This window comes from Nostoc sp. DedSLP04, from assembly GCF_034530775.1.
Lineage (GTDB): Bacteria > Cyanobacteriota > Cyanobacteriia > Cyanobacteriales > Nostocaceae > Nostoc.
Genome location: NZ_JAVRCL010000004.1, coordinates 174,617 through 187,565, shown reverse-complemented (window position 1 = coordinate 187,565; position 12,949 = coordinate 174,617). Strand labels below are relative to the sequence as shown.

Here is a 12,949-nt window from a genome sequence, read left to right as displayed (position 1 = left end):
GCAAGACATCGCCGATAGCTTGTAATGTATTAGCTTCACCCAAGCGATCGCCAATCTCGCGGTAGAATGCCAATGCTGCTTCGTAGCGCTCTAAGGCTTCGCTGCTGCGTTTGAGGAACTGCAAGACATCGCCGATAGCTTGTAATGTATTAGCTTCACCCAAGCGATCGCCAATGTCGCGGTAGAATGCCAATGCTGCTTCGTATAGCTCTAAGGCTTCTGTTGCTCGATAAACTCGAAACTTTGCTTTACCTGCCCAATAATAAACTTCTGCTTTCGCTGGAGTTGCTACTTGCTCTGCTGCAACCTGTTCTAATAATGCTGTAATCAGCGATTCTAGTTCGGCAACACGAAAATTATTGTCCCAGTTTTGGGCTAAATCCCAAAGCTCGCCGCCTTCCCACTCCTGGTCAACTACAATCAAGTGATACAGCCATTCAATTTGAGTTTCTGGCTGTTCATTGGTACTGCCAAAATACTCAACTGCTCGTTGCGACAACGTGATAAACTCATCCCGACGTTCTTGTCGCAAATGTTTTAACATCAGATTTCGCGTCAAATCGTGAACATTATGCCCTCTATCAGGAAACTCTTCCACAAAAGGTAAAGCTTGCAATTCTGTATAAAGCTGAGATGATGTGGAAAGCAATTCTGGGCGCAGTGCTGCTAAAATCTCTGCATTAAACCAGTGTGGCACTACTACCGCCCAAACAGCAGCAGCTAACTCAGGCGAAAGCGTCGAAAGCAAACTTTCCGTGACAATCCAAGAGCGTTCCTCATCTGTTTGTGCCTTTGCTAGTTTTTGCAATAACTCATGATTCACTGCCGTTCTCTTGCTACCGATTCTAAGGTTTTCACAATTTCCGCAGGTTGTCCTTTTAATATCTGTATTGCCATTCCCACTTCATCTTGATTAAAGGGCAATTTATTGTCTCGGCTGTAGTTATACCAAGCCTCTTTATCTAAGATGGCTTCTAAACGACAACAGTGATGCACATCCATCCACTCAATTGTCGGTTGAGGAATTTCCTGCCCAGCAATTACTACAATTAATTTGTCTGTATCAACAACCTCAGTTAAAAATTCGCCTCCTAACCAGTCTGCCAGTTCGGTAATGGCTTTTTCGTAAGAATCAAACAAAAAGACTAATGTTTGAGGAATTTTCCGCAAGTCGTGAAAGAATGCCTCTCTTAGTTCAGTCAAACGAAAATTGCGTGTAGACTCATCCACATTAGACAAAACTACGCTCAATTGATTATCTTTGCCAATCATCGTAGTATTAGAGACTTCTATCCCCGATTTGAGATATTGCCCAACAGCAGCGTTTAAATGAGGAAAACGTTCATTTCCTAAACGTTTACGTACACAAGAAAAGACATAAGGAATTCCTAGCTGTGCTGTTTTGAGATCCACTTGCACAGATAATATATTTTGAGGCAGAGTATGCTTAAAACGTGCCAGTAACTGAGTCTTACCTAAACCAGATTTAGCTTCAATCAGTAGCACCCGTTTGGCAACGCTCCCCTGCACCATCTGCTCAAAAAGTCGAAGTTCCTCTGTGCGATTAGCAATAATCATGGATTCGGAGGATTATTTTGTTGGGGAGAAGATGGAGGATTAACACCATCTGTCACATCAAACTCTTGGTTTTCGCCATCTATCTGTGTATTTTCTACCCAAACATCTCCTTTAGTAACTCTTGCTTTATTTCCTTTCCCTTTCATCCGTGTCCCTCTGACAACAGTTCCCGGATTTGTCCCTGGCTGAGGGGGTGTTGGTTGTGAAGACTGTCTACCCCAAGCGTTACCAAAGATGAGTTGGAGAATATGAACTAAAAAAGCTCCCACTAATACAGCACCAATCTTTTCAACCAACCCTCTGACATTTGATGTTTTAGCAACTTCTCCAGACAACCATGCCCAAATTCCTCCCAAGAGAGCAAGTTCAGTTACTACAGCAGTAACCAAGAACCAGCTACCCCGAAAAGTTCTGAGTGGGGGTAATTGATTAATCAGATACCCAGAAACAACACTGATAAATGCACCTACTAAAATTTGTAAAAGCTCATTTGGCATAGCAAAATAAACTAATTCGGTTGCGATTCCGTTTAATTACGCTGAATTTACTATACACCCTGGATACTTAAAGGCATACTGAATATCTAGATTGGTATTGCTGGTAAGCTAACGCGCCTACATATTCCCGCATTTCTCACAAGCTCCTTTGCGTTTGATGATGGGTAATGAGTAATAAGTAATGAGTAATAAGTAACAGGCGCAATACCAGTGCAAAAACTTAATCAGCATGACCAGTGCGATCGCTATCCTGTAACACTGATAATAAAAGTCAACGACTAAAAAAGGGAATGCGGTTGTACCTGTTGGCATCCCTGGTTTAATCCTGGCATATCTCAACGAACTTTAACTGCGATCGCTCAGAAACTTAACCAGATAATCCAACTTCTCAAGAGATATCAAAGCTATAACTTGTTAATCCCTAAAATAGCAAAAATCATTGACACGCTAAGTATATACGCAATAAAATTATTATAGTTGAACCTAACAATAGAGTTAATCAAAATATTTTTCCCAGAGAATAATAGACGAGCAATATTAAAAATAATTTGGAGCGAGCAAATGAACGCCAAAATTATTGCTTTCTTGGGGATTACGGCAGCCTTTGTAAGCTTAGGAAGCCAAGCCTACGCTCAATCACCAGCATCAAACTCAAATCCCGGACAATATCGATTAAGTGGTGATTCTCTACTTGGAATCGATCGGAAAACAGCCCAAGATGACTTTAAAAGTTTTTTTGAGCAAACTAATCCAGCCAGCCTTTCCAACAATAATAGAAGAGAAAATAAAACTCCAGCCCAAATTCGCTTTAACGAATCATTATCACAGCCAGACACTTCAGTTTTCTTAACACCGGCTCAGTCAGGCAGTGACAATGATGGATTGCAAGTACAGTTAGATATCGGGAGAAAATAAGCAGGGATAAAAGCTGACGGTGTAGTTTTAATTAATTATGCGTTGGCCAAAATCCTTGTTAATATAGCAATCCTAAATCATTCATAAGACAAAACCAAGGACAAATGACCAATGACAAAGGACAGTCAACACCAAAATTCTCACAAATCAAATAGGATTGCTATAGTCTGTTAAGTTGAAATTAGTAAGGTCAACAAGTTCGTAGTAAACACTAAAGTGCTTACTACGAACTTTTCATTACTAGGTTAGACATTGTACTAAGCACAACTTAGAAATTATTCCCACATCATTTTCACTCTTACTATTTTTACTTAAATCAAAACAGCTTGATTAGAAAATATTGTTCAGACAATCGCAGTTTTAACCGCTCGTACAGCCTTCTCTAGCAGAATAAAGTTTTGCACCTGACTGAATCCGCCTTCTTGAGTCGATAATTATGCAATCGTTTTGCACTCAAATTAATCGTCAAGATAAGAGGAGAGTTTTGCGATTGCTCGTGCGATCGATCGTTGTGTGACACGTTTACAGATGAGATCCGGCTGATGTTGTTTTGTCATGTAACCTTGTAATAATGGACAAACTGTGATTTTTACTCTCTTTGAGTTGTAATTTGGCAGAAAAGCAAACGCTCTAGCTGTTGACAGTATAAAATAAACGGCAAATTCAGTGTGGACGCGTTGGCGTAGCGCAGCGTACCCATACGGGGAAGCAAGCTACGCCAAGCGTCTTCGAGAGAAGCTATCACCACTTCCAGATTTTAATTGTCACAGTTACTCCCAGATTCTGCTAATTCTTGTTAACTTAAAAGGATGCTAATCAATGCTGAACTCCTACTGCAATACCAACGCTGTAAACGCCGACCTTTTCTAGATATCTACGGTGACAAAAGTCAGCGCGATGCTCCCAATGAGTTGCTACGGAAACTGCAACAGGACAAAATCGCTCATCAGTTGAGTGCTTTGGCACAGATGACTTATTACCAACCAGATTATTCTTATGGAAACTGGGAAAAGGGAGAGAAAGCAACTTTAGAATTGATGCAGCGTGGGGTTGAGTACATCTATAAAGGAGTACTGTTAGCAACTTATTCGGAAGCAGACACCCTACTAAGTCGTCCAGATTTACTTGTGAAACAGCCGGGACAATCAAATTTTGGAGATTGGATCTACGTCCCAGCTAGTATTGAACTGGGTAAGCGCCCTAAGCAAGAATATCAAGTTGTCGCTGCATTTCATGCCCAAGTGTTGGCAACAGTGCAGGGAGTTGCACCTGAAACAGCTTTGCTCATATTGCGAACCAAAAATACAAATTATGCAGTCGATCTATGCAAATGGACACCACGGATGCAGCAGATTTTGGAAGAGTTTATTCAAGTATTAGAGTTACCGAATCCGCCAGAGGTATTTATTTCTCGCCAAAAGTGCAATTTTTGCCATTGGTATACTGAATGTTATGCGATCGCTCAATCTGAAAAACATCTCTCACTGCTACCAGGTGTAACACCACTGCGCTACACTCAACTCCAAGCCTTAGACATTACCACACTGGAATCTCTTGCTAACACCAGTCCCAGCAGCTTAGAAAAGTTACTTGGTTTTGACACCGAAGTAGCGCCCAAATTGGTAGTACAAGCTCAATCTGCACTAGAAAAACGACCGTTGATTCTACCATATCCGCTACCAACAGAAGATATTACATTTACAGTGCCCATAGAGCTTTATTTTGATATTGAAGCCCAGCCAGACTTAGATTTAGATTATCTTTTAGGGGTTTTGGTTGTTAATAGACAAGCTAATACAGAACAATTTTATTCTTTTTTAGCAGACAAACCAGAAGACGAAGAATTAGTTTGGCAGCAATTTTTGGATTTGGTTTGGCAATATCCCGAAGCGCCAATTTATCATTTTTGTGTCTACGAGTTTGATACAGTCAAACGGTTGGCAAAACTTTACGGCACTCCACACTCCTTAGTGCGTCCTGTACTGAATCGATTTGTGGATGTGTATGAACAATTAACCCAAAGTGTAGCATTGCCCGTAGAAAGCTATGCCTTGAAAGCGATCGCTCGTTGGATAGGATTTGAGTGGCGTGATAAAGAAGCCAGTGGTGCCAAGTGTATTTACTGGTACGATCGATGGTTAGAAACAGGCGATCGCACCTTACTAGAAATTATCCAACGTTACAACGAAGATGACTGCCGCGCCACCCATAAAGTGAAAGATTGGCTTGTCAACTTTTTCCAAAGTGAGTATGATTTACGATTAGCTTAAGTAATTTATTATTTTTTAAAGGTTTTCAAATTCAAATACTTTTTGAGAAGTTTAAGTAAAAGAAACACCTACTCAGACTTGTCACCAAGTTAAAAAAACATGATTTGTCGGAATTTTCAGGTTTGTATCTGTTAAATTCTAGCACAAGCCTTGGTAGTTAGGACATCAACAGACGATAAAACTTAGACACAAAAAGGCTTTTCACCCAGTCCCCAGTCCCCAGTCCCCAGTCCCTTGCTATATTTATTTAATTGATATTATTTGTAGGGATGTATAAGTGTTTGTTCCTAAAAATATTTATTTGATAAAAATTATGCAGATATTTAAAAAAATCTTCGTATTTCCACAAATTATTTACTTGCTGATTCCAATTATAATTATTAGCCTTGTATTCACAAACTTTTCTTCAAATAGTGTTGAAATTAGTAGTATAGATTTTATTGGAGAAGCAACCTTACAGAAAGGTTTAATATTTAAAGAAACTGAAGTAGGAGGTTTATCTGGAATTACATATAATGCCAAAAACAACCTTTATTACGCTATTTCAGATGACCGGGGACAAAAAGCTGCCGCTCGTTTCTACACATTAAAAATTGATTTGAGCAAAGGTTTGCTAGAAAAAGATGGAATTATTCCAGTCAGTGTTACTACATTATTAAATGAAAACAGTCAAACATTTTGCCCTGGTGAAACTGATACAGAAGGTATTGCATTAACTAATAAAGCAACTGTGTTTGTATCTTCTGAAGGTGATGCTGCAAAATTAATTAATCCTTTTATTAAAGAGTTCTCACTATCTTCTGGGAGAGAAATTGCGACACTTTCTATACCAAAGAAATTTTTACCAGATAAAAGTAATCAAAAAGGTATCCGCAACAATTTGGCTTTTGAAAGCCTCACCATCACACCCGATAATAAGCATCTATTCACAGCCACCGAAAATGCTCTAATTCAAGATGGTGTCGCAGCGAAACCTAATATTGGTAGTTCTTGCAGGATTTTGCAATACAACTTGCTTAACAACCAACCCGAAAAAGAATTTCTTTACCAAACTGAATCAGTTACACCATTTTTAAATCTGATTGGCAAATTCGCTAGTGGATTACCCGATTTACTCGCTCTTGATAATCAAGGACACTTTTTAAGTTTAGAAAGGTCTTTTACTGGTTTAGGATTTGCTATTTCTCTGTTTCAGGTTTCGTTAGAAAAAGCCGATGATATTCATAATATTGATAGCCTTTTAGCAATTGATTTCAAAAATATTAAACCAGTTAAGAAAAAACTGTTGTTAGATTTGAGAAAACTAGATGTACTGCTAGACAACATCGAAGGCTTAACTCTTGGTCCAAAACTACCGAATGGTCAACAATCATTAATTCTCATCAGTGATAATAATTTTAACTCCCTACAACGCACTCAGATACTAGCCTTTCAACTTAAAGTTGAAAATCCCCTCATTAGATTATTACGCCGGGTACTCCCAAATTTTAAGCTTTAATTGCACAGAAATAAAGGTGCTTAGGCGCAGCCCGTCATAAACATTGCAACTTGACTGCTATTTAGTTATTTCTGATTATTCCTGTGTATTCACTGAATATACTAGGTAACTTTATCTAGGTTATTTATAGTTTACGTGTAATTTCTCAACCGTACTCCTTAATAAATATGTTACACAATGTTTAGTAGCTTTTGCAGAGGGCTTAAGCATATTTACAGCATATAATTAATTTTCTCAAAACTCGGACATCTCTTAGATTTAAATTTAATAATTAGCTAGACTTATTCAAGTATTTTGCCAATAACATTTTTTATAAATGATTTTTATGCCAGAAAATAAAATTGAGAGTATGGTAGGGCAAAAGGCAGAAATAGACGATTACATCGGACATTTTTTAAACAATCGCTATTTAATCAGAGATTTGATTGGCAAAGGGGGGATGGGTAGAGTTTATCTAGCAGAAGATACTGCTAAAGGCGGTATGCCGATCGCAATCAAAATCTTATCACTTAGTTTGTCAAACCAACAAATGTCCCAACGTTTTGCCAGAGAGATTTTTATTGGCGCTCAATTGGGCCGCAAAAGTAAACATATTGTTCGCATTTTAAGTTATGGAGTTACTGAGGATAAAACTCCATTTTATGTAATGGAATACCTCCAAGGGAAAAATCTCAAACAAATTCTGAAAATTCAGCCTTTAACAATATCGAAGTTTTTAGAAATTTGTAATCAAATTTGTTTAGGCTTACAATGTGCCCACCAAGGTATCAGCCTTAAAGGAGAGATTTACCCTATTGTTCACAGAGATATTAAACCAGAAAATATATTTATTGCTGAAGATAGTAAAAAAGGTGAAATTGTTAAAATATTAGATTTTGGTATTGCTAAGTTTTTAACAGAGCGAAGTGGAATGACCCTAACAGATTCTTTTATTGGCAGTTTGCCTTACTGTTCTCCAGAACACATGGAAGGGCGGAAACTGCTAGATGTCCGCTCTGATATTTATAGTTTGGGAGTATTAATGTTTGAGATGCTGACAGGGAAACACCCATTTCAAACAAAAAGTAACTCCTTTGGTACTTGGTATCAAGCCCATCGCTTTCAAATGCCACCTACAGTTGAAGAAGTAAATCCGCAAGTTCAAATACCAGAAATATTAGAAAAAATCTTAATGACTTGTTTAGCTAAAGAAGTAAGCGATCGCCCTCAGAATATCAACCAAATATTAGAAGATTTAGAAAAAGTAAGTGTTCAAATTAATAATGTTATTTCTAGCAATAGCACAGACATTATTAAAGTTTCGCTTCCAGTTCAATTAGTACCCGCAACTTTACTATCAGAAAAAGAGTGCTTGCAGAAAAATTGGCCTAAAAATAAACCAATTGCACCAATTGGTTTTCCCCATTTACTACAGACTTCTCAAAGACCTATACCAACTTTTTGGGCAATGTTGCCCAAACAAGAGATTGCAAAATTTTTAGATAAAATACATAGTACTGAATTTATTAGTAAAATGAATGTATATCCGATGCTAATGTGGTTAACAGTGCTGTATGACGCCCAACCTTCTACGACTAAGTGGCTACCTTATTTTCTGGATTTAAAAGATAATAAAAGTCAAAAAATAGCACGTAGTTTAGCAGAAGTAGGCTACTATCATTTACTATTTTTCCCCTTAGAAGAGCCAACTCATTGCTCTCATGTAATGACTTTAAATCTTACGGCTAAACAGTGTCAGCAACTTTTAGATTGGTTAGATATGAGTCAACAGTCAAATGAATTGATTTTGCCTGGTCAAGCCAAAAATATTCTAAAAGCAGAGTACGAAAAGCTGAAGTTAGACATATTACGAAACTTAGCCACACATCAAAAATCTGAGACAGAAGTTTTAAAAACTTGGATAAATAAATTTTTGGAAATGTTTTTGAAAATGCTATTACGTCGTTGAAATTCTGCTAGTAAAATCAAAATGCTTGCCACCATTAACTAAGAGTATTTTTATGTATTTATTGCTAACTTTCAATGGACTCAGCATCAAAGGTGAACAAAGTGAATCAGAGCTTATCTACATCTCCTAGTAGTACGGGCTTGCTTGCCAATCGCTATCAACTCAAGCAATTAATTGGCAGCGGTGGCATGGGTGAAGTTTTTTTAGCAAATGATGTTTTGTTAGGAGGTATACCAGTTGCTATCAAGTTTTTGACTCAAACTGTTGTTAATACCAAGATGCAACAAGACTTTGCTCGTGAAGCTTTAATGAGTGCAGCCTTGAGTCAAAAGAGCGTACATATAGTGCGGGCGTATGATTATGGTGTGAATGAGAAAGGAAAACCATATTACGTCATGGAATATTTATGTGGTAAGAGTTTAAAGGATTTAATTCCGCTATCTCTGTCCATGTTTTTGACTCTTTCTCGCCAAATTTGTTTGGGCTTACAGTGTGCTCATCAAGGAATTAACATTGATGGCAAAATTTGTCCGTTGGTTCATCGAGATATCAAGCCTGCCAATATATTAGTTATTCCCGATCCGATATTGGGCCAGTTAGTTAAAATTCTTGATTTTGGTATTGCTAGATTTTTGAATTATGCATCAACAGCTAGTACAAGTAGCGGATTTAATGGTACTTTACCCTACTGTTCTCCAGAACAGCTAGATGGGGAAAAATTAGATAGTCGCTCTGATATTTATAGTCTGGGTGTGATGATGTTTGAGATGCTCACAGGCAAAAAGCCTTGGCAAACAGAAACTGATTACTTTGGCGCTTGGTATAAAGCACATCATTTTGAAGCACCGAAAACGATCGCAGATGTTAAACCTACTATTAAAATACCTCAGAAGTTAAATAATTTAATTATGGCTTGTCTGGCTAAAAAAGCAAGCGATCGCCCTCAAAATATCGCTGAAATTTTACAAGTTTTAAACAGTATAGAACAGTCTAATTGTCCTACTTTACCTACAAACTTCACCTTTAAGTCTCCCTTAAATTCTGCATTACCAATTACTGTAGAACAAAGCTATCGGCAACTTTTGTGGCCTCAAAATAAACCAATTCAAGAAATTGTTTTTCCCCAGCTTCTAGACACTCCCCAAGGATCTATAACAGCGCTATGGTTGATGTTATCTAAACAAGAAATTAAAAACTATGCGGTTTCTACCCGTTATAACCAGTTTGTCTTTGTGACATCCCCTCACCCAATGTTGTTGTGGGTAAGTGTACTCTATAATCAGCAATTCGCTCCTAAGTGGCTACCGTGCTACTTAGATATGCAAAATCCCCAAAATCTGAGGATGGTAAGTTTCCTGGCTGAAAATGAACAGTATCCTTTGATTTTCTTTACTCTGGAAGCACCACATTCCTGCATCAAGGTTCTCAGCAGCCGCATTGAGCCAACTCAACGGCAAATGTTAAAAACTTGGGTGCAACAGAGTCATCGTCTACCACCCACTTCTCAACCCCAATTGAGCAAACAGCTATTGAAACAGCAGTATAAACAAATGCAATCCCGAATATTGCAGCATCTGGAATCAGAGCCACAGGTTGTATTATCACGGTCTGTTTAACGTATAATTCGCACCTAAAAAATACGTAATAAAAATCATTCCTAATTCCAGACTCCGAAACACTTGACAAGTAGAAAAAAAATAGTGATAATAGCAAAGTTGCCAAACAAGGGACTGTAGTTCAATTGGTTAGAGCACCGCCCTGTCACGGCGGAAGTTGCGGGTTCGAGCCCCGTCAGTCCCGTTCTAAATTTATGAGTAGCGAATCACTTAACTTAGGTGATATTAGATTCTGAATTACCCAAAGAGGTTGACTCAGGATTCAAGATTTAAATATAAGCTACATTTATCATGCTTTGCGAAAGAGAGAATTAACTGTGACTGTTAGAGTCCGTATTGCGCCGAGTCCAACCGGAAATTTACATATTGGTACAGCAAGAACGGCTGTATTCAACTGGTTATTTGCCCGCCACCACGGTGGGAAATTTATACTGCGAATAGAGGATACAGATTTAGAGCGATCGCGTCCCGAATACACCGACAATATTCTTGAAGGACTGCGTTGGCTAGGACTGAACTGGGATGAAGGGCCATTTTTCCAATCCCAACGCCTGGATCTTTATAAAGAAGCAGTAGAAAAACTGCTAGACCAAGGATTAGCCTATCGCTGCTACACTACTTCCGAAGAACTAGAGGCGCTCCGAGAAGCTCAAAAAGCTAGAGGCGAAGCACCTCGCTATGACAACCGTCACCGCAACCTCACCCCAGAACAACGCGCCGCCTTTGAAGCAGAAGGTCGTTCTTTTGTAATTCGCTTCAAAATCGAAGATGGGCGGGAAATTGTCTGGAAGGACCTAGTAAGAGGAAAGATGTCTTGGCGAGGTAGTGATTTAGGTGGTGATATGGTCATCGCCCGCGCCTCAGAAGAGGGTAGCGGTCAACCTTTATACAACTTTGTTGTTGTAGTGGATGACATCGATATGCAAATTACCCACGTCATCCGGGGAGAAGACCACATCGCCAACACTGCCAAACAAATTCTGCTGTATGAAGCGATGGGTGCAAAAATTCCAGAGTTTTCCCATACGCCATTAATTTTGAATATGGAAGGGCGCAAGCTTTCTAAGCGGGATGGCGTCACTTCCATTTCTGAATTTCAGAAAATGGGCTTTACTGCTGAAGGCTTGGTAAATTACATGACATTGCTGGGTTGGTCGCCACCAGACTCGACACAAGAAATATTTACCTTAGAAACAGCAGCTAAAGAATTTGGCTTTGAGCGCGTCAATAAAGCAGGTGCAAAGTTTGACTGGGACAAGCTGGATTGGTTGAACAGTCAGTATATCCACAATACGCCAGTAGATAAACTCACAGATTTACTCATTCCCTTTTGGGAAGCGGCTGGCTATAAATTTGATGATGGAAGAGATCGCCCCTGGTTAGAACAGCTAGTAACTTTGATTAGCCAGAGTTTGACTCGCCTGGTAGATGCAGTAGCTCAAGGTCAACTGTTTTTTAACGACACAGTTGAATTTAGCGAAGAAGGCAGTACACAATTAAAGCAAGAAGGTTCTGCTGCTGTCCTTGAAGCGATTGTCACAGCTTTAGAAAATCAGCCGCAACTCTCGGAAGCCGTCGCCCAGGACATTATTAAACAAGTTGTGAAAGAGCAGAAAGTCAAAAAAGGCTTAGTGATGCGATCGCTCCGAGCAGCTTTAACTGGAGATGTTCATGGCCCCGACTTGATCCAATCTTGGTTACTACTAAATCAGATTGGTTTGGATAAACCGCGCTTGAGTCGGGCTATAACGGAAGCTAAGTAGCGATTACTTCCAGATTTTAGAAATATTTCAGATTTTAGGGGCGTACAAATGTGTGCCCCTATTCATTAGGTAGAGCAACTATAAGAACAAGAAATCATTGACTAATTACTAATGAATTATCCCCAGTTTCAAATCTAAAATAGGTAGTCAATTCTCCTCATGTTGGGAACTTGGTGTGTAAAATTAATGTCTTCAAAAACACTTAGAAGCAAACGTAATTAAAATGCCTACAAAAGCGCTCAATAGAGGGATGAGATTATCGTTTATGATAGTTACGCTCTTCATCACATCGACAGTTAATGCTGCGGTTGATGCTCAGGAAGCGCCAACGATATTTGGAGATGTCACCCTTAGCCCTCAGTTTTCGCCAGACCCCCTGACAGTTCGCGGGATGAGTGGTGGCTCAATATCTGGGAGTCAAGTAGGTGGCAGAAGCGAAACAGCCACTGGCCCTTGTACCGGATTTGTGGATGAAACACCAGACCACACATTAGCGTTAACAAGTAAATTTGACTACCTAAAGCTGCAAGTGCAAAGTCCTGAAGACACCACCATGATTATCAAAGGGCCCGGTGGTACTTGGTGCAATGACGATTTTGATGGCAAAAATGCTGGCATTGTTGGTGAATGGCTACCTGGAAGTTACCAAATTTGGGTTGGTTCCTATGAAAAGGGCAAGTATCTTCCTTACACTCTAAAAATTACAGAAGTAAAGTAGGGCATTGGGCATTGGGCATTGGGAAAGAGGAGGCAGGAGGCAGGAGGCAGAAGGCAGAAGTTCTAAAATGTTTGAATGAGTGAATTTTGAATTGATTTCTCCCCTGCTCCCTCATTTCGCCCACTCTTGTACAGACGCGATTCATC

At 39.2% G+C, this 12,949-nt stretch carries 11 protein-coding genes and 1 tRNA gene; 8 read left to right on the top strand and 4 right to left on the bottom strand.

Going from position 1 to position 12,949, the window contains the following annotated elements:
• The 3 genes from RMX89_RS04130 to RMX89_RS04120 all read right to left on the bottom strand — a co-directional run.
• The coding region (locus tag RMX89_RS04130; protein ID WP_322688018.1) for a tetratricopeptide repeat protein at positions 1 to 823 on the bottom strand (823 nt) is incomplete at its 3' end.
• Positions 820 to 1,578, bottom strand: a complete 759-nt coding sequence (locus RMX89_RS04125) for a hypothetical protein (RefSeq protein WP_322686017.1) — start codon at positions 1,576 to 1,578, stop codon at positions 820 to 822. The genes RMX89_RS04125 and RMX89_RS04130, both read right to left, overlap by 4 nt.
• Positions 1,575 to 2,075 (bottom strand): hypothetical protein, encoded by a 501-nt coding sequence (locus RMX89_RS04120; protein ID WP_322688017.1) that lies wholly within the window; start codon positions 2,073 to 2,075, stop codon positions 1,575 to 1,577. Before RMX89_RS04120 ends, RMX89_RS04125 begins: the two co-directional genes overlap by 4 nt.
• Before the next feature lie 561 nt (positions 2,076 to 2,636).
• Here RMX89_RS04120 and RMX89_RS04115 point away from each other — a divergent pair.
• On the top strand, positions 2,637 to 2,990 hold the full coding sequence (locus RMX89_RS04115; protein ID WP_322688016.1) for a hypothetical protein: 354 nt from the start codon (positions 2,637 to 2,639) through the stop codon (positions 2,988 to 2,990).
• Between the two features lie 589 nt (positions 2,991 to 3,579).
• Here RMX89_RS04115 and RMX89_RS04110 read toward each other — a convergent pair.
• Positions 3,580 to 3,738, bottom strand: coding sequence for a hypothetical protein (locus tag RMX89_RS04110; RefSeq protein WP_322688015.1), 159 nt, complete (start codon positions 3,736 to 3,738; stop codon positions 3,580 to 3,582).
• 61 nt (positions 3,739 to 3,799) lie between these two features.
• On the opposite strand from RMX89_RS04110, the gene RMX89_RS04105 reads away from it, so the two are divergent.
• The 7 genes from RMX89_RS04105 (at position 3,800) to RMX89_RS04075 (ending at position 12,803) form a co-directional block, all read left to right on the top strand.
• Complete coding sequence (locus tag RMX89_RS04105) at positions 3,800 to 5,260, top strand: TM0106 family RecB-like putative nuclease (protein ID WP_322688014.1); 1,461 nt, start codon at positions 3,800 to 3,802, stop codon at positions 5,258 to 5,260.
• Positions 5,261 to 5,573: 313 nt separating this feature from the next.
• Entirely contained in the window at positions 5,574 to 6,758 is a 1,185-nt protein-coding gene (locus RMX89_RS04100; RefSeq protein WP_322688035.1) for an esterase-like activity of phytase family protein, read from the top strand.
• Positions 6,759 to 7,083: 325 nt separating this feature from the next.
• Positions 7,084 to 8,706, top strand: coding sequence for a serine/threonine-protein kinase (locus RMX89_RS04095; protein ID WP_322688013.1), 1,623 nt, complete (start codon positions 7,084 to 7,086; stop codon positions 8,704 to 8,706).
• A 101-nt stretch (positions 8,707 to 8,807) separates the two neighbouring features.
• Positions 8,808 to 10,322 carry a serine/threonine-protein kinase gene (locus RMX89_RS04090; RefSeq protein WP_322672745.1) on the top strand — a complete coding sequence of 505 codons (1,515 nt, stop codon included), beginning with the start codon at positions 8,808 to 8,810 and terminating at the stop codon, positions 10,320 to 10,322.
• 110 nt (positions 10,323 to 10,432) lie between these two features.
• A tRNA-Asp gene (locus tag RMX89_RS04085) sits at positions 10,433 to 10,506 on the top strand.
• Positions 10,507 to 10,639: 133 nt separating this feature from the next.
• The gene (gene gltX / locus RMX89_RS04080) at positions 10,640 to 12,085 is read left to right on the top strand and encodes a glutamate--tRNA ligase (protein WP_322688012.1); all 1,446 of its coding nucleotides are present in this window, start codon (positions 10,640 to 10,642) and stop codon (positions 12,083 to 12,085) included.
• Positions 12,086 to 12,308: 223 nt separating this feature from the next.
• The gene (locus RMX89_RS04075) at positions 12,309 to 12,803 is read left to right on the top strand and encodes a hypothetical protein (protein ID WP_322672743.1); all 495 of its coding nucleotides are present in this window, start codon (positions 12,309 to 12,311) and stop codon (positions 12,801 to 12,803) included.
• Positions 12,804 to 12,949 lie beyond the last annotated feature (146 nt).